This window comes from Kluyvera sp. CHPC 1.2972, from assembly GCF_036759925.1.
Classification (GTDB): Bacteria; Pseudomonadota; Gammaproteobacteria; order Enterobacterales; family Enterobacteriaceae; genus Kluyvera.
On the sequence record NZ_JAPKIB010000012.1, the window covers coordinates 21,324 to 37,924 of the forward strand.

16 protein-coding genes are annotated in these 16,601 nt (G+C 56.1%); 14 read left to right on the forward strand and 2 right to left on the reverse strand.

The window, feature by feature from the left end; genetic code table 11:
- Window positions 1-70 precede the first annotated feature (70 nt).
- From V6944_RS17045 to V6944_RS17080, 8 genes are read left to right on the forward strand one after another with little or no spacing between them, the layout of a single operon-like run.
- Window positions 71-1,366, forward strand: coding sequence for an anaerobic sulfatase maturase (locus V6944_RS17045; RefSeq protein ID WP_333499805.1), 1,296 nt, complete (start codon window positions 71-73; stop codon window positions 1,364-1,366).
- On the forward strand, window positions 1,363-2,367 hold the full coding sequence (locus tag V6944_RS17050; protein WP_333499806.1) for an AAA family ATPase: 1,005 nt from the start codon (window positions 1,363-1,365) through the stop codon (window positions 2,365-2,367). The genes V6944_RS17045 and V6944_RS17050 overlap by 4 nt, the downstream gene beginning before the upstream one ends.
- Entirely contained in the window at window positions 2,367-3,272 is a 906-nt protein-coding gene (locus tag V6944_RS17055) for a DUF58 domain-containing protein (RefSeq protein ID WP_333499807.1), read from the forward strand. The genes V6944_RS17050 and V6944_RS17055 overlap by 1 nt, the downstream gene beginning before the upstream one ends.
- Window positions 3,273-3,713, forward strand: coding sequence for a DUF4381 domain-containing protein (locus tag V6944_RS17060; RefSeq protein ID WP_333499808.1), 441 nt, complete (start codon window positions 3,273-3,275; stop codon window positions 3,711-3,713).
- A complete protein-coding gene (locus V6944_RS17065) occupies window positions 3,706-4,683 on the forward strand; it encodes a VWA domain-containing protein (RefSeq protein WP_333499809.1) in 978 nt (325 codons plus the stop codon). The genes V6944_RS17060 and V6944_RS17065 overlap by 8 nt, the downstream gene beginning before the upstream one ends.
- Window positions 4,680-6,194 carry a vWA domain-containing protein gene (locus V6944_RS17070; protein ID WP_333499810.1) on the forward strand — a complete coding sequence of 505 codons (1,515 nt, stop codon included), beginning with the start codon at window positions 4,680-4,682 and terminating at the stop codon, window positions 6,192-6,194. Before V6944_RS17065 ends, V6944_RS17070 begins: the two co-directional genes overlap by 4 nt.
- Window positions 6,191-7,204 (forward strand): oxygen tolerance domain protein, encoded by a 1,014-nt coding sequence (locus V6944_RS17075; RefSeq protein WP_333499811.1) that lies wholly within the window; start codon window positions 6,191-6,193, stop codon window positions 7,202-7,204. The genes V6944_RS17070 and V6944_RS17075 overlap by 4 nt, the downstream gene beginning before the upstream one ends.
- Window positions 7,201-8,199, forward strand: a complete 999-nt coding sequence (locus V6944_RS17080; protein ID WP_333499812.1) for an HAD family hydrolase — start codon at window positions 7,201-7,203, stop codon at window positions 8,197-8,199. Before V6944_RS17075 ends, V6944_RS17080 begins: the two co-directional genes overlap by 4 nt.
- A 167-nt stretch (window positions 8,200-8,366) precedes the next feature.
- On the opposite strand, the gene V6944_RS17085 is transcribed toward V6944_RS17080, so the two are convergent.
- On the reverse strand, window positions 8,367-8,939 hold the full coding sequence (locus V6944_RS17085) for a hypothetical protein (protein ID WP_333499813.1): 573 nt from the start codon (window positions 8,937-8,939) through the stop codon (window positions 8,367-8,369).
- Between the two features lie 184 nt (window positions 8,940-9,123).
- On the opposite strand from V6944_RS17085, the gene V6944_RS17090 reads away from it, so the two are divergent.
- The 4 genes from V6944_RS17090 to V6944_RS17105 all read left to right on the forward strand — a co-directional run bounded on the left by V6944_RS17090 (window position 9,124) and on the right by V6944_RS17105 (window position 12,522).
- Window positions 9,124-9,894, forward strand: a complete 771-nt coding sequence (locus tag V6944_RS17090; protein ID WP_333499814.1) for an alpha/beta fold hydrolase — start codon at window positions 9,124-9,126, stop codon at window positions 9,892-9,894.
- 65 nt (window positions 9,895-9,959) lie between these two features.
- Window positions 9,960-10,637 carry a heavy metal response regulator transcription factor gene (locus tag V6944_RS17095; RefSeq protein ID WP_333499815.1) on the forward strand — a complete coding sequence of 226 codons (678 nt, stop codon included), beginning with the start codon at window positions 9,960-9,962 and terminating at the stop codon, window positions 10,635-10,637.
- Window positions 10,634-12,034, forward strand: coding sequence for a heavy metal sensor histidine kinase (locus tag V6944_RS17100; RefSeq protein ID WP_333499816.1), 1,401 nt, complete (start codon window positions 10,634-10,636; stop codon window positions 12,032-12,034). Before V6944_RS17095 ends, V6944_RS17100 begins: the two co-directional genes overlap by 4 nt.
- Before the next feature lie 203 nt (window positions 12,035-12,237).
- Window positions 12,238-12,522: a VF530 family protein gene (locus V6944_RS17105; RefSeq protein ID WP_333496906.1), complete on the forward strand. Its 285-nt coding sequence runs from the start codon at window positions 12,238-12,240 to the stop codon at window positions 12,520-12,522.
- On the opposite strand, the gene V6944_RS17110 is transcribed toward V6944_RS17105, so the two are convergent.
- The gene (locus tag V6944_RS17110; protein ID WP_333499817.1) at window positions 12,512-13,501 is read right to left on the reverse strand and encodes a zinc-binding dehydrogenase; all 990 of its coding nucleotides are present in this window, start codon (window positions 13,499-13,501) and stop codon (window positions 12,512-12,514) included. The genes V6944_RS17105 and V6944_RS17110 overlap by 11 nt on opposite strands.
- A gap of 213 nt (window positions 13,502-13,714) precedes the next feature.
- Between V6944_RS17110 and V6944_RS17115 the strand changes: the two genes are divergently transcribed.
- Both V6944_RS17115 and V6944_RS17120 read left to right on the forward strand, forming a co-directional pair.
- The gene (locus tag V6944_RS17115; protein ID WP_333499818.1) at window positions 13,715-14,998 is read left to right on the forward strand and encodes a glycoside hydrolase family 10 protein; all 1,284 of its coding nucleotides are present in this window, start codon (window positions 13,715-13,717) and stop codon (window positions 14,996-14,998) included.
- A 276-nt stretch (window positions 14,999-15,274) separates the two neighbouring features.
- A complete protein-coding gene (locus V6944_RS17120) occupies window positions 15,275-16,543 on the forward strand; it encodes an amino acid permease (protein ID WP_442910750.1) in 1,269 nt (422 codons plus the stop codon).
- The last annotated feature ends 58 nt before the right edge of the window (window positions 16,544-16,601 follow it).

Below are 16,601 nucleotides of genomic sequence, written 5' to 3' on the forward strand. Positions count from 1 at the left end.
GGGCAGGCAGTTTCGACAGCCTGCCCGTTTTTTGAAGAGTAGTGACGTTTTCTTGTTAGGGGTCTGCTATATGAAGTACAGCACCACACTACCGGTTAAAGCGCTTCCGTCGGCGGAAAAATATGACGGCAAAGGACCAGAATACAAGCGCCGCTTTCATGTGATGGCCAAGCCTACCGGTTCGACCTGTAATCTTGACTGTTCCTACTGTTTTTATCTGCATAAAGAAGAGCTACTGCATCAGGACAGGCATACCGGCATGAGCGACGAGGTGCTGGAGAATTTTATTCGCCAGTATATTGACGGTCAGGACGGCGACCAGGTGGTCTTTTCCTGGCAAGGCGGCGAGCCCACGCTGATGGGGCTGGAGTTTTTCCAGAAGATCGTCAAATTTCAGAAGCAGTATCAAAAGCCCGGCCAGCGCGTCGAGAACGACTTACAAACTAATGGCGTGTTGCTGAACGACAAATGGGCTGAATTTCTCAAAGAACATCAATTTCTGGTGGGCCTCTCCATTGATGGCCCACGCGAACTGCATGACCGCTATCGCGTTACCCGTAGCGGCAAACCGACATTCGACAAAGTGATGGCGGGCGTTGAGGCCCTGAAACGTCACGGCGTCCCGTTTAACGCGCTGGTCACGGTAAACCGCACCAACGCCCGCTTTCCGTTAGAAGTGTACCGCTTCGTCACTCGCGAACTGGGTGCGACCTACGTGCAGTTTAACCCCTGCGTCGAACCGGTCGATTTTAAGCAAACCGCGCCGCAGTTCTGGCAGGACGACGTCATTCCGGTCACCGGTAGCCGTCGCGCACGTCCCGGCGATCTCGACTCTATCGTCACCGACTGGTCGGTTGATCCTGAAGACTGGGGCAAGTTTCTGATTGCCGTGTTTGAAGAGTGGGTCAATAACGATCTGGGCCGCGTACAGGTCAATCTGTTTGAAACGGCGGTCGCCCAGACCATGGGGATGCCGGCGCAGATTTGTACCCATTCTGAATTCTGCGGCAAAGGGCTGGCGATTGAGAAAAATGGCGACATTTTTTCCTGCGATCACTATGTCTATCCGGAATACCAGATTGGCAATATTGAACACGCCCAACTGTCGCATCTGGCCTTCTCCGAACGGCAGAAAGCCTTCGGCATGGGCAAACGCGACACGCTGCCTAGCTACTGCAAAACCTGCCCTTATCTGAAGCTGTGCTGGGGGGAATGCCCAAAAAACCGCATTGTACGCGCACCGGACGGCGAGCTGGGGCTGAACTATCTTTGCCCGGGCATCAAAGCCTTTTTCAACTATGCCGAGCCGATTCTGGTGGGTATAACAACCTTAATCAAACGTGATTTTGCAGGGCTACGCCGATGATAAATCGTGAAAAGTTATTGCAGCTTGAACAACGGATGAACGAACAGGTTATTGGTCAGGAAGAGCTGGTACGCATGTTGATAATCGCCCTGCTCTGCGACGGTCACGTCCTGCTGGAAGGGTTGCCGGGGCTGGCAAAAACCCGTGCCGTGCGCGAACTTGCGCGCCACGTTGAGGGGGATTATCGTCGAATTCAGTTCACACCGGATCTTCTGCCTTCTGACATCACCGGCAGCGAGATTTATCAGCAAAACGCCACCCGCGAAGAAGACCAGTTTCGCTTTCGCCCCGGCCCGGTGTTCGGCAATATCATCCTTGCCGATGAAATCAACCGTGCCTCGGCCCGCGTGCAGTCCGCACTGCTGGAAGCGATGGAAGAGCGTCACGTCACCGTGGCGGGCAACAGTTGGCCTCTGCCCGGCGTCTTTATGGTCCTCGCCACGCAAAACCCGGTGGACCAGGAAGGGACCTGGCCACTGCCGGAAGCCCAACTGGACCGTTTTTTGATGAAGGTGCTGGTGCACTATCCGTCAAAAGAAAACGAACAGAAAGTGATGCAGCTGGTACGCGCCGAGCAGCAGAAAAAGTATCAACAGCTGACGAGCGCCGCATCTTCAGCACCTGAGCAGCCCGATCCGCTGATGCTGAGCCAGCAGGAGATCGCCGAATGCTGGCAGGCTATCTCCGCCGTACATGTCTCCTCTACGGTCGAAAACTATATCGTCAACCTGGTGGATTTAAGCCGCCATCCACAGTCGGTGAGCGATACGCTGGCCGGTTATCTGTCGTTTGGTATTAGTCCTCGTGGCACGCTGGCGCTGGAGCGCTGCGGCCGGGCACAGGCCTGGCTGGAAGGCCGTGACGCGGTACTGCCAGAAGACATTAAAAAGATAGCCCCGGCCGTGTTGCGCCACCGCCTGATGCTCAGCTACCAGGCCAGCGCCGACAACTGTACGCCGGACGATGCCGTGCGGATGCTGCTTGACGCCGTGGTGGCATAATGAGCAGCGCCGTTCGCATTGACCGCGATACGTTGCTGAAGCTCGCCGCAGATGCGCGAGCCATCGCCAATCCGCCAGGGCAGATCCCGCCGGGCGCGCTCGGCGGCGAGCGCACGTCTCGCCAGCAGGGTCGCGGACTGAACTTTGACAGCCTGCGTCGCTATCAGCCCGGCGACGACGTCCGGCTGATAGACTGGCAGGCCACTGCCCGCATGCGCACCCCATGGATCCGCCTGTATAACGAAGAAAAAGAGCGCCCCGTGTTTTTGCTGGTCGATCAGCGGCGGGATATGTTCTTTTCGACGCGGGTACAGACAAAATCCGTCGCAGCGGCAAAAACCGCCGGGCTGCTGGCCTGGCGTAGCTGGCACGATGGCGATCGTTTAGGCGGCATCGTCTTTGGCGACCGGGACTTTTCCCTGCGCAAATGCCGTGCGCCAAATGCGACGCTGCCCGCGTTTCTCGACGATGTCATGCAGTACAACCACGCCGTGGCGGACAACTATCCGCATGAAGTCCCCCATTCACTTTCGCTGGCGGACATCCTGCGCCACAGCCTGCCGTTGATTCCCACCGGCTGCTGGGTGGCGTTAATCAGCGACTTTCACGATCTGGATAACGAGTGCGATGCATTGCTGGCAGCGCTGCGCCGTCGGGGGGAAGTGAGCGCGTTCGTGATGCTCGACGATCTGCATTTACGCCTGCCTGCGCACGGGCGACTGGCCGCCCGCTATGAAGTGCAAGAGGCGGCATTTTCGCTCTCGCCCGCGCTACAGGACGGCATCAAACAGAGCATCACCGCACGACTTTCGGCACAGGCGTCGCGCCTCACGCGGCTTGGCGTCCAGGTGAAGCAGATTGTCGTCGCCGGGGATCTGCTCCGACAGCTACAAAAAGGGGTTTAGATGCTGGAGAAAGGATTTACGGTACCCGAACTGGCGGAACCGGTTCTCCCCGATTCACCGTCATGGTTTCCCCTGCCGCCGGGATGGTTTGCCCTGGGCTACGTTATCCTGGTCGTGTTGCTGATTTTCCTCATCATTCGCCTCGCCAGATGGCGGCGTAACCTGTGGCGTCGTCAGGCCCTGACGGCTCTTACTCAGCCGCAAACGGTAGACAGCTGGCTGCTCCTGATGAAACGTATTTTGCTGGTGCATCAGCCGCGGGAACAGGTAAGCGGCGCGGTTGACCCCGCCCAGTGGTTGCAGAACGTCCCGCTGGATGAAGCGCTACGCCAGCACCTTTGCGAACGCTACTGTCAGCCCGACAACCAACTAAGCGATGCCGATACCACGCGGCTGCGTATACAGCTTCGCGCCTGGCTTGAAGGATTACCCCATGTCTGAATACCTCTCACGTCTGGCGTTCGCCTGGCCGTGGGCCTGGTTACTGCTCATCCTACCGCTGGCCGGCCGCTTTGTGATGGCCAAAGAGCGCTCGTTGAAAGAGTATGTCCGGGTGCCTTTTTTACCTGGGTTGATTAATGAACTCCAGCTCAACAGCCAGCCTGCCCGCGGCGGAAAGCTATCCACTGGGCTGTTCTGGCTGGTCTGGGCACTGCTGGTCTGCGCCCTCGCCCGTCCGGAGTTACTCACTCCGCCGCAGCATATTGAAAAACCGATGCGCAACATCATGCTGATTCTGGACGTTTCCGGCTCAATGGAGAAAAACGACGTTGCGGGCGGTATTACCCGGCTACAGGCGGTGCAGGAATCGGTTAAAAAATTCGTGGCGGCTCGCAAATCCGATCGCATCGGGCTGGTTATCTTTGCCAACAGCGCCTGGCCCTTCGCCCCGGTCAGCGAAGACAAACAGGCGCTGGAAAACCGTATCAACCAGCTTGCGCCGGGCATGGCAGGGCAACAAACGGCGATTGGCGACGCGCTGGGCGTGACGGTGAAGTTGCTGGATTCCAGCGGAAACAATGACGCCAGCAAACTCGCTATTCTTCTGACCGACGGTAACGATACCGCCTCACTGCTGACCCCGCGCCTCGCCGCGCAGCTGGCGGCTAGTCACCACGTACAGGTCCACACCATCGCATTTGGCGACGTGAACAGTGGCGGCGATGACAAAGTGGATTTAGGTCTTTTACAGGATATCGCCCACACCACCGGTGGGCGCGCGTGGACGGCTCAGAACAGCGGGGCATCGCTGGATGCGGTCTGGCAAGAGATTGACGCCATAACGCCTGTGCAGGTGAAAAGCATCGGCTGGTCATGGCGTATACCGCTGTTTGCCTGGCCGCTGGCCGCTGCGCTGATTTTACTGCTGACCTTCAATTTGTATCGCGCGTTCAGGGAGAGAATGACATGAGTGATTTCCACTTTTTATACCCCTGGCGTTTACTGCTGCTGCTCCCCGCCATCGCACTGTGGTGGTTACCCTCTGCCGGGCGTAGCGCCTGGTCGCGCATGATGGATAAGCCGCTGGCGAAAGCACTGATCGTCGGACAACAGCGAAAACTCAGCCGGGCGCTCCCGTGGCTGACAATGCTTGGCGTTATCGCGCTGGCAGGCCCAAGCTGGCAGCGTCAGCTTCCCGCCGCCCTGACGCCGGAAAGCAACGTGATGGTCATTTTGCAACAGGATACCGCGATGTTTGCCAGCGACCTGCCTCCCAGCCGACATCAGCGGATGCAGACCAAAATCATGTCGCTGATGGAGCGCATTCCGGGTACCCGTTTTGGCCTGGTGGTCTATAACGCAGGGGCCTGGCTGACGACCCCGCTCACCGTCGACACGGCGTTTTACTCGCTGTTCCTGCATGCACAAACGCCTGCATTATTACCCTCTGGCGAAGGTTCGGGATTAAAGAATGCGGTCTCGCTGGCGCTGCACAATATGCCCGCCGCACCGCGCAGCATTATCCTGGTCGCCGATAATCTAAGCCCGGAGGATGCAAAGTGGCTGAGTGAACAGAACACGCCGCTGCAAATCTGGGTGCCAGGAACCGCTCAGGGTGGCGCGCTGCCCGAGAAATACGCCGCCAGCGGCACCGATACACGACTGAATGTTTCGCGCTTTGAACAGGTGCGTGACGACGGCATCCCGGTCACACTGGTGACCACCAATGACGACGACCTGCCCGTGGTACAGAGCCACATCCAGCAAAGCGTCACCGCGCAGAACAATGCGCGCAGCGATTTACACTGGCGTAACGATGGCTGGATGCTGGCGATCCCGATACTTGCTTTGCTGTTATTCTTGCGACGCCAGCTCTTCTGCTGGGTCTTAGTCGCGCCGATGTTGTTCTGGCAGCCTTCCGGGCACGCCGCGTGGCTGGATGCCTGGATAAGTCCGGATGTACAAGGGCAGCGCGCGTTTGCCGCCGGGGATTACACCCGTGCGGCCCAGCATTATAGCGATCCGCTTCGGCAGGGCATTGCATGGTATCGGGCGGGCAATTATCCCGCCGCCACCGCCGCGTTCCGTCAGGCCCAACAAACGCCGGAAACCCTGCTCTGGATCGGCAATAGCTACGCCCAGCAAAAACAGTGGCAACAGGCGCTGAACAGCTATGACCGGGCGTTAAGCTTACGCCCGGATTGGAAGCTGGCGCAGAGCAACCGCGCGAAAATCGCCGCGATCATCATGCAGTTGCGGCAAAAAGAGCGCGAGAATAAGTCTGCACAGAGTGAGGAAGAAGATTACAAACCGGATGAAATCAAACATGACCTGAAGCCCCACCAGGGGGCGGAGCAAAAGGATATTCAGCCTATTGCCGGAGGCAATCCGCAGGTGAATCAGTGGTATGAAAATCTGGCAGTTTCACCTTCCGGGCTGCTGGAAAGCCTCTACCGCACTCAGCCTGGAGAAGACCAATGAAGCTTATCTGGTTATTACTGCTGGCGGTGCTTCCCTGCCAGGCGGCAATGATGGTCACCCGCGAACTGATTGCCCCTGAGCAGGTTGTTCCGGGCCAGCCAGTGCGCGTAGCGGTGACGTTCTGGACTGATTCCTGGTTTAATCCGCCACCGCAATGGCCTAGCTTCCCTGTAGAAAATGGCGATATGTTGACCGGCACGTTGCCAAATCAACTGCTGACTCGTCACGAAAACGGCACCAGTTGGAGCGGCGTGCGCATGGAACGCCAGTTCACCGCTTGGGATCGGGGTAAGCTGGGTTTACCGGCTTTCGAAATGACATTAACCTCCTCAGGGCAAGCACCCGTGACGGTCAAACTGCCGGCGCTGGAGACACTGGTCAACTGGCCACAGGGTGTTGAACAGCCGGACCGTTTCCTGCCCGCAGCCAGCCTCTCACTCAGCCAGAAAGTGAATATTTACCGCAGTGGTGAAGATCAAACGCTGCGCGCCGGTGACGTTATCGAACGCGTGGTCACCGCCCGTGCTACCGATGTGATGCCCGCCCAGATCCCTCCGCTGCTTTACGCCATTAACGGCACACATACCCAGCGCCTGACGCCAGAAAACCGTCTCGTCACCTCGGGGCGCGGTGATATTGAAGGCGCAGAACGGGTGGAAACCCTCCGTTATTTGCCGGTTGTGGCAGGTGAAGTCACGCTGCCGCCGATTAAATTGCGCTGGTGGGATACCGCCCATCAGCAATGGCAAACCGCGGAACTGCCCGGCAGCAGGTATACCGTTGCCGCTTCGGGTACCGCTGGGGCGGAATCGGCGTTAAAAGGCAGCCGCAACGCCTTCACCTGGCTAAGCGCGCTACTGCTAGCGAGCGGACTCGGGTTACTCGTGCTGATGTTCATTTTCCGCCGCACTTTGCTGCGTAGCGCGCGTTATTTATCTCACCGCTGGCGCCGATTCTGGCAGCCTATTTCGCTTCCGGGACAAACCCCGGATAACAGGAGTTCACGATGAAGCGTACGTTGCTCACACTGACATTATGCGCCCTTTGCGGCACCGCAGCGGCGGAGCCACTCTCCGCATGGAACGACACGGCGGCCAAACGCGCCATCGAAGAGTGGGTACAAAACACCACGAATCCAGGCAGCCCAACGTTTATTCCCACCGATAAACGCTACGTCGTGTTTGATAATGACGGCACCCTGTGGCCGGAAGCGCCACTGACGTTTCAGATTAAGTTCGCACTGGATGAGGTCAAACGTCTGGCCCCGCAAAATCCAGGGTGGTCAAGCGACCCACTGGTGCAGGCCGTATTAAAAGACGACATCAAAACCATCTCAGCTTCCGGTGAAAAAGGGCTTATGCACCTGTTATCGCTCACGCACAGCGGCATGACGACGGATGACTTTAATCTGCGCGTCGCCAACTGGGTTTCATCGCATAAAGACGCGCGTTTCGGCTGCCAATACGACCAGATGGGCTACCAGCCGATGCGCCAACTGCTGGATTATCTGCGGGCAAACGGCTTTAAAACCTGGATTGTCTCCGGCGGTGGTATCGATTTTATGCGCGTACTGTCGCAAAAAATGTACGGTATTCCGCCTGAACAGGTGATCGGCTCATTCTCGCTCGGCGAATTCGTGTTATCCGGCGATGGGACAACAATCACCAAGACGATGTCAGGCGCCTTCAATGACGATGCGGCTAATAAGCCCGTAGCGATCCATCTTTTCATGGGCCAGCGCCCCGTGGGCGCATTTGGCAATAGCGATGGCGATCTCGCCATGTTGCAGTATACAGCCGCCAACCCGAACGCGAAAACCTTCGGCCTGCTGGTGCACCATACTGATGCCGCGCGTGAATACGCCTATGATAGCCACCCGCCCGCCAGCGGAAAACTGGTTGCAGGATTAACGCAGGCGAAAGCGCATGGCTGGACCGTGGTTGATATGAAGCAGGACTGGAAGACCGTGTTTGACCCAACACTGTGTATGACAAAACCCGGATAGTAGGATTTTTTAAGCTTGCACCTTAGCAAAAAAATCAGGGCTAAAGATTGCTGAATGTTGATTGCGTTCAAAAAGCCTGGTGAATAGATAGTATTATCAGGCTTGACCTGCTCCCGTATAAACCCCGGCGTCGCTGAGCTCGGCCGGGCTACGATGGTTGTCGGGCCTTAGATGCAAGGCCCGGTTGCGCATCCGTACATCATATACAACGGGAACAACGGGATTAATGGGATCAGCGCGATGGTGCCCAGAGTGGTAATCGATTGGGTCTTATCACTAATGGAGACCACAATCGGTTGTTCCAGCCGATAGGGGGCAGACAGGTCATCAGATACATCGGATAGAACCCAGAAGCCGCTGGCTTTAAACATCACCCCAAGATGGTCGTTATCAATCGGCGCCGCCTTATACTGATTAACCAGCACGGCTTGTTGCTCAGCATCCACTTTGCGCTTATCAATCACCACCAGGTACTCCGCCGTTAGCTCGTGGTTCTCAGCCACAAAGTTAACTCGTACGCCTGACGCCTGTTGATGAAAGCGATCGTAGAATGTTTTATAGCGCTGATACTCCTGCGGCATGCCCGCGCGCCCGAAACGATAGCTGTATTTTTTTGAACTGGCGATAATGCCTGTATCATCCGGTTTTATCGCCACAATGGTATCCGTTGGCGGCAAGTTTGGCGTATTGGCGCATCCCGCCAGCAGCAGAACGGCCAGCAGTGAGAGGTATTTCAGCATGTTAACCATCCCGGTTGATCATTTTTATCTCCCTGTTTACCACATCATCAACAGCTTGCCACCTCCCTGATTCTTATAGATACGGTTTTCTCCCGTCATTTTTTTGTCATTTCAGCGTCAGTACTTTGTGGGTCTCCGGCCACTACAGTAGCCATGACCCCATTGCTGAATCTGAGGATAGACCATGAAATTACGCCTTCTTACCGTTGTGAGTTCCCTGATGCTCGGCGCATTAAGCCCGCTCGCCGCGCAGGCGGATACGCCGCAGGAAGTGAAAAATATCGTGCTGGTGCACGGCCTGTTCGCCGACGGCTCCAGTTGGGGAAAAGTGATCCCATTGCTGCAGGCAAAAGGCCTGCACGTCACGGCAGTGCAGAACCCAACGACCTCTCTGGATAATGACGTGGCGGCGGTGAAACGCGCGTTGGCACAGCAAAATGGCCCGGTGATTCTGGTGGCGCACTCGTACGGCGGTATGGTGATAAGTCAGGCGGGCGATGAACCGCAAGTCAAAGGGCTGGTCTATATTGCCGCCAGAGCACCGGAGGCCGGTGAAGATTATCCGGCATTAACCAAACGATACCCTGCGGCGCCAGCATCGGCCGGCCTGAAATGGAGCGACGATGGCTATGGCGCACTGAGCGAATCGGCGTTTATTCATGATTTTGCCTGTGACCTGCCGGAACGCGAAGCCAAGGCCTATTACGCCGTGCAGCAACCAATCGGTAAAGCGATTACCCAGGCTAAAACTACCGTTGCCGCCTGGCAGCACAAGCCAACCTGGTATGCAGTATCCACGGAGGATCGCACTATCAACCCGGATCTGGAGCGCTTTATGGCGAAACGAATGCATGCGCAGACCATTGAGCTGAGATCCAGCCACGTCTCGCTACTCTCGCAGCCAGAAGCAGTGGCGAACCTGATAATGAAAGCGGCCCACGTGCCGGGATACTAAGGTTATACTGACTAAATTGGGGCGCTTTCCGCGCCCTTTTCTCTCCTTTTTACAGGACCCGCTGGGTGAAAATCCTCATTATTGAAGACGAAGCGAAAACCGCCGCCTACCTGATGAATGGCCTAAATGAAGCGGGTTATACCGTGGACTGGGCTGCCAACGGTATCGACGGGCTGCATCTCGCGCGGGAAGAACGCTATGACCTGATATTGCTGGATGTCATGCTGCCGGAAATGAACGGCTGGACGGTCATGGAACGTTTACGCGCTCATAGCCAGATTCCGGTGCTGTTTCTGAGCGCACGCGGGGCTCTGGAGGATCGCCTACGTGGGCTGGGCCTGGGCGCCGACGAATATCTGGTGAAGCCATTTTCCTTCGCCGAATTGCTGGCGCGAATCCGCATTATTTTACGCCGCGGCCAGCGTCAGCCAGACCCAGAAGCACGTCTCTCGCTGGCGGATTTGGTGGTGGATATCAAAAAATTTCGCTGCGAACGGGACGGCAAACTCATCACGCTCACCAACAAAGAGTTCAAGCTGCTGGTCTGCTTCCTGCAACATCCCGGCCAGGTACTCTCGCGCACATTTCTCGCCTCCCGCGTCTGGGATATGAATTTTGACAGCGACACTAACGTGGTGGACGTCGCGGTACGCCGGCTGCGGCAAAAAGTGGACGATCCCTTTAGCGAACGGTTGATTCATACCGTGCACGGCGTTGGATACCGCTGCGAGAAAGCCTCATGAGACGCACGTCCCTGACTTTTCGATTAGCCGTTCTGCTCGCCGCGTTCTCCTTTGCGGCCTTAACCGTGATGGGCAGCGCACTCTACTATGGGCTGCGCCAGCAGCTCACAATACGCGACGATGCGGCGCTGGTCGCTCGCGTCGACCAGATCAGCACGTTGCTACGGGATCTTGATGCCCGCCAGTTGATCCACGAAAAGCCGCATCTGTTTGCCAATATGCTGGGCAACACGGAGTCGTTGTTGATAATCCGCTACGTTGGCGGGCCGACGCTGCTGGAAGTCAATCCGATGCGGCGTACCATTCCGGCCGTTACCCCCGTTGCTGCCAATCAGCGGCTGACGCCTGCTGCGGTACATCATGCCAACAGCGCAGACGGTACACCGATGGTCTATATGGCAGCAATCAGCCCGTCGGCTAACGGTCAGCCACCGCTGGAAATTCTCTCAGCCAGAGTGCTGAGCGATCGCACCCATATTCTTGAGGTGTATCGTAACAACATCATGCTTTTTGCCATCGTGATAGCGGCTATTTCCGTCATATTAGCGATTATTTTCGCCCGCCTCGGGATGTTACCGTTGCGTCAACTTGCCGAACGTACCGCAAAAATCGGCACGCAAACGCTCTCTTCCCGGCTCGATAAACACAGCGTACCGACCGAACTGGATGCCCTGATCGATTCGGTGAATGCAATGCTCGAAAGACTCGAACGGGGCTTCCAGCAGCTTAAACAGGTCAGCGCGGATATGGCCCACGACCTGCGCACACCGATTAATACCCTGCTCGGCCAGACTGAAGTGGGCCTCGGCGCGGCTCGCGATAATCACTATTACCAGCAGCTGCTGGGGTCAAACTTCGAAGAGCTACAGCGCATGTCGCGGATGATCGACAATATGCTGTTCCTCGCCCAGGCGGAGCAGCCCGACCGGGCCATTCAACGGCACAAGATAAACGTCGCCGAAGAGATTCAGCGCCTGAGTGACTATTTTGAGGATCTGGCCGCCGATCGTGGCATCTCCTTCCACTCCCAGGCCAGCGGAACGGTGTATGCCGATACCCCGTTGCTGCGTCGCGTGCTGGCAAACCTGCTGTCTAACGCGGTGCGCTACGCCGAGCCGCAAAGCGTGATTACGATAGCGGTCGCCGCCGAAGCAGACGGCATGGCTTTCCGGGTGATAAACCGAGGGGAAACCATCTCGCGCGCTCATCAGGATAAACTGTTCGATCGTTTTTACCGGGCCGATCCTGCGCGCCGCGATTCGGCTCACTCCAGCGGATTGGGTCTCTCTATCGTGCGTTCGATAATGCAGTTGCATCAGGGGCGATGCTGGGTAGAAAGCGAAGATGGTGTCACCTGTTTCGGGATATGGTTCCCCGGTAAACATCTAACAATATGATTTTAAACTATTTCGTTCTTTTATCGTGCGCTACGTGAATTCTGATAATTTAGCAGTATCGTTATACGTCAGAATTTGCGTACAACCGCCTGAAAAAGTGAGTGAAATTTCAACCAGTAAACGTGAGCCATTGCCGGGGGTTCCGCTTTCTTGTAACCTTCCCCCCGCTCACTTTTTTTCACTCAATGTTTAACGGACCCCGCATGACAGCACATATTTCAAAAGATCCTTTGCACGGCGTCACTCTGGAGATGCAGGTCAATGCGCTGGTGGCGCGTTTTGGGTGGGAGCAATTGAGCAAGCTGATTAACATCAACTGTTTTAAGAATGAGCCGAGCGTAAAATCGAGCCTCAAGTTTCTGCGTCGTACGCCGTGGGCACGCGCGGAAGTAGAAGCCCTCTATCTCGACTCACTGTCGGGTGATGTGGATATCGCGCCGGAAGAACCGGCGTTCAACCCGTGGGGAACCGGTCGTTCTAAGGGTTAACTCGCACCAGCGGTTTGCCGCTGAACAGACGGTGACGAAGCTGATCCAGTAGCTCTGGCAGCTTATCGAACCCGGTTGCCACCGTCTCTTCCGCTATCAGGCGCCCCCCGGCAAGATCGGCCATTATCTTCTCACCGGCAGCGGTGAGCTGCTGCCAGGCTTCATTGTCGCCATACCAGTGCAGCGCGCCGAGCGCCACTTCATGCATCGACAGCGTTCTGCCGAACGGCGCACAAGGCCACTCGCTTAACCGGCCCTGAATCGCAATAATATGACCGTTGGCCTTCAGCGCTGGCGTCAGGCGAGCGGCGTGATCTTCATTCACACTGTCAATCACCGCATAGAACGACGCGGCATCTATCTCCAGCCACGATTGCCCTGCTGCTAATGGCCCAGCAATACAGCGCTGTGCTCCCATTGCCTGCAAACGCTGCCAGTGACGTTGGTTGCACATCGCGGTGATCGCAAATCCTCTCGCCGCCGCAAACTGAACAAGATAATGCCCCACCGCGCCGCCGGCACCGCTAATCAGCAGCGGTGCATTGTGGATGACGGGCAGCTTTTCGATAGCCAGCCAGGCGGTCAGCGCCGGGCATGGGATACTGGCCGCAGTGTCAAAACTCACCGCATCCGGAATACGCATCAGTGCGCGGGCGGCAACCGGAGTGTGTTCGGCATAGCTACCGGGTTTCGCCAGGCTCTGGTGATACGCCACACGTTGGCCGAGCCAGCTGCTATCCACGCCTTCCCCCAGTGCCACCACGGTTCCTGCGCCGTCAACGCCGGGGACGTGGTTCTTCTCCCAGTCAATTAATCCTGGCCCCAGCACTTTCCAGTCAACCGGGTTTAGCCCGATAACGGCATTTCGTACCAGCACTTCGCCTGCGGCCAGTGGCGGAACGGCGATACTTTTCAGCTCAAGGGCATCCGGTTCGGCGCTGCCTTGCCAGGTCCAGGCAAGATGTGAATGTTCAGACATAGGGCTTCCTTACTTTTTTCAGGATGAATATCCATCAACGATAAGAAATTCGTAGAAATAAGGCAAATGACATATTGGGATGATCGTTATCATTTCGTGTGATATCAGCGGCGCTAACTGATTGACTTCGCCCTAAATAGTACGAAAATGTTCTCACTCGATTTAACCCGAATAACGGCACCTATGACTCTCAGTTCTTTTAATTTTTTCCGCATGTCGAAAACGAAAAAAGTCGCCGCGCTGGTTGCTGCTGCGCTTTTTCTGGTCAGCTGTGACTCAAAGACTCCCGTTAAGTCGCCCTCTAACGTCAATACGGGCAAAACCCAGCAGAGTAATGAACCGATGCGCGGCGTCTGGCTCACTACGGTATCTCGCCTTGACTGGCCACCGATTAGCTCTATCAATGCCAGCAGCAGTATGCAGCGCGTTATTCAGCAGCAGGCCGCGCTGCGCGACAAGCTCGATAAGCTGAAAAGTATTGGCATTAATACCGTTTTCTTCCAGGTTAAGCCTGATGGTACGGCACTCTGGCAGTCCAACATTTTGCCGTGGTCTGAAACACTAACCGGCACTATCGGCCAGTATCCAGGCTACGACCCACTGCAGTTTATGCTGGATGAAGCGCACAAGCGCGGCATGAAGGTGCACGCATGGTTCAACCCGTATCGCGTTTCCACCAATATCAAACCGTCCACCGTGACGGCATTAAATAATACGCTGTCGATGACGCCGCCGAGCGTTTACGTGCTGCATCGTGACTGGATCCGTACCGCGAGCGACCGCTTCGTGCTTGACCCAGGGATTCCAGAAGTCCGCGACTGGATCACCAGCATCGTAGCTGAAGTGGTCTCCCGCTATCCGGTCGATGGCGTGCAGTTTGATGACTATTTCTATACCGAAACCCCCGCTTCGGCGCTAAACGACAACGCGACCTACCGTCAGTACGGCCAGGGCTTTGCGTCGAAAGCCGACTGGCGTCGCAACAATACGCAGCAGCTGATTGCCCAGGTTTCTCACACCATTAAACAGCTCAATCCAAACGTCGAGTTTGGCGTGAGCCCGGCAGGAGTCTGGCGTAACCGTTCGCACGATCCGGCCGGTTCCGATACGCGCGGCGCGGCGGCGTACGATGAATCTTATGCCGATACCCGCCAGTGGGTGCAGCAGGGTCTGCTCGACTATATTGCCCCGCAGCTTTACTGGCCGTTTGCCCGCGATGCGGCGCGCTATGATGTGCTGGCAAAATGGTGGGCTGATGTGGTGAAACCGACCAATACCCGCCTTTACATCGGCATCGCGCTGTATAAAGTAGGCGAACCGTCGAAGAATGAGCCGGACTGGACGGTTCAGGGCGGCGTGCCGGAGCTGAAAAAACAGATTGATATGAACGAGTCCGCGACGAATATCAATGGCACCATCTTGTTCCGCGAAGGCTACCTCGAACAGCCGCAAACGCAGCAGGCGGTTGATTATTTAAAAAGTCGCTGGGGTAATTAAACATCGGCAGGAACCGGCAATAACTTGCCGGTTCCTTTAATATTAATGGTAATAAGTTAAGATGGCGTTAATGGGTGTTATTAACCATCTTGTAGTTTCCTGAATGCACCAAAAAACAGTTGCGAGGCTTATCCCGCTGCCAGTAGTATCGAACAAAAGGCATTAGCATCGCCTCACATAATAATAAATCAATTCCACCTCGTTTATTCTTTCCACTTAGGTTACCCCAATAACTCCCCATTAACGTTCGCGTTATTCTCGAAATATATGAGTACTATGACTAAAGAAACGGCTATATCTCGTCCTCAGTGGACGAAAAAAGATACCATCTGGATGATGGGTGTTTATGGCGCTACTGTAGGTGCAGGCACGCTTTTCCTACCGGTGGAAATTGGTACCCGCGGCCCGCTCGTCTTTATTCTGCTACTCCTTCTTGGATTCCCGCTATCGTTAGTGCCGCACGTGCTGATTTGCCGCGTCTTTATGCGCGACCAGCAGGGACATGACGGTGAAGATCGGACGCTGCCGCTGTTTGGATCGTTCTTTGGGCCAAAAGGCCGCCAGGCGATGAAGCTGTTTTTCTGCGTGGCGCACTATCCGGTGACGCTGGTGTACGCTGTGTCGCTGGTGAACGCCCTCAGCCACTTCCTGACCGAGCGTTTGCACATTGCCGGTATTAACCGCGCGACGCTGACGCTGGTGGTATTACTGATCCTCCATCTGGTGCTGAGTAAAGGCCGCGACCGGGTTGTCAGTACCATGAGCGCGCTGGCGCTGCCGTTTGCGATTGCCATTATCGTTATCGCCGCCTCGCAGATTCCGGCATGGGACATCAGCAACGTGACGCATGCCTGGCAGCAGACTCACGCCTCAACGGTTGGCAGTTCGCTGAAAGATTTGTGGCTGACGCTGCCGCTTATCGCCTTTTCGCTCTGCTCTGCTCCATTGATTCCCGCACTGGCCTCCTGGTACCGTGAACCGGGTAACGGCGGCGAGGAGCAGTCGGTACGGGTTATCCGTCGCGCTTACGGGCTGATTTTCTTCAGTATCATCTTCTTCGTGCTGAGCTGCATTTTGAGTACACCGCGCGAAACGTTTGAGATGGCAAAAGACCAGAACCTGAACGTGCTGTCGGTGATTGGTGGCAACGGCGGCATGAGCGCGCTGCTCTATCTGGCGCCGTTTATTGCGATTCTGGGGATGACGAAATCCTTTTTAGGCATTTCGATGCCTGTGGCCGAAACCTTTAACGTCCTGGCGACCGACCTGTTTAAGGTTAAACGTACCAGCCATATTAAGCGGATTAAGTTAATCACCTCGGTGGTGATGTTTATTGTGACATCGGCGGTGGTTTATATTAACCCCGACGTCATCAATATGATTGAAACCCTGTGCGGGCCATTAATTGCGATCTTCCTGTTTGTGATCCCAACCTGGCTGATTTTCACCCGTCCTGTACTGAAAGCCATGCGCGGATTTACCGCAGTGATGGTGATGGCGAGCGGCGTGTTGACCGTATCGGCGCTGCTGTATGCGATGTTTTGATTGAGTAACGTGAGGGGCGGTGCGAACGGCCCCTCACCTCAACCACTCCCTAAAGGGG

Excerpts from the sequence above, each read along its gene's own strand:
- V6944_RS17080 (WP_333499812.1), top strand. The coding sequence starts at position 7,201 with ATGAAGCGTACGTTGCTCACACTGACATTATGCGCCCTTTGCGGCACC.
- V6944_RS17105 (WP_333496906.1), top strand. The coding sequence starts at position 12,238 with ATGACAGCACATATTTCAAAAGATCCTTTGCACGGCGTCACTCTGGAG.
- V6944_RS17110 (WP_333499817.1), bottom strand. The coding sequence starts at position 13,501 with ATGTCTGAACATTCACATCTTGCCTGGACCTGGCAAGGCAGCGCCGAA.
- V6944_RS17115 (WP_333499818.1), top strand. The coding sequence starts at position 13,715 with ATGTCGAAAACGAAAAAAGTCGCCGCGCTGGTTGCTGCTGCGCTTTTT.
- V6944_RS17070 (WP_333499810.1), top strand. The coding sequence starts at position 4,680 with ATGAGTGATTTCCACTTTTTATACCCCTGGCGTTTACTGCTGCTGCTC.
- V6944_RS17065 (WP_333499809.1), top strand. The coding sequence starts at position 3,706 with ATGTCTGAATACCTCTCACGTCTGGCGTTCGCCTGGCCGTGGGCCTGG.
- V6944_RS17090 (WP_333499814.1), top strand. The coding sequence starts at position 9,124 with ATGAAATTACGCCTTCTTACCGTTGTGAGTTCCCTGATGCTCGGCGCA.
- V6944_RS17120 (WP_442910750.1), top strand. The coding sequence starts at position 15,275 with ATGACTAAAGAAACGGCTATATCTCGTCCTCAGTGGACGAAAAAAGAT.
- V6944_RS17045 (WP_333499805.1), top strand. The coding sequence starts at position 71 with ATGAAGTACAGCACCACACTACCGGTTAAAGCGCTTCCGTCGGCGGAA.
- V6944_RS17060 (WP_333499808.1), top strand. The coding sequence starts at position 3,273 with ATGCTGGAGAAAGGATTTACGGTACCCGAACTGGCGGAACCGGTTCTC.
- V6944_RS17075 (WP_333499811.1), top strand. The coding sequence starts at position 6,191 with ATGAAGCTTATCTGGTTATTACTGCTGGCGGTGCTTCCCTGCCAGGCG.
- V6944_RS17050 (WP_333499806.1), top strand. The coding sequence starts at position 1,363 with ATGATAAATCGTGAAAAGTTATTGCAGCTTGAACAACGGATGAACGAA.
- V6944_RS17100 (WP_333499816.1), top strand. The coding sequence starts at position 10,634 with ATGAGACGCACGTCCCTGACTTTTCGATTAGCCGTTCTGCTCGCCGCG.
- V6944_RS17085 (WP_333499813.1), bottom strand. The coding sequence starts at position 8,939 with ATGCTGAAATACCTCTCACTGCTGGCCGTTCTGCTGCTGGCGGGATGC.
- V6944_RS17055 (WP_333499807.1), top strand. The coding sequence starts at position 2,367 with ATGAGCAGCGCCGTTCGCATTGACCGCGATACGTTGCTGAAGCTCGCC.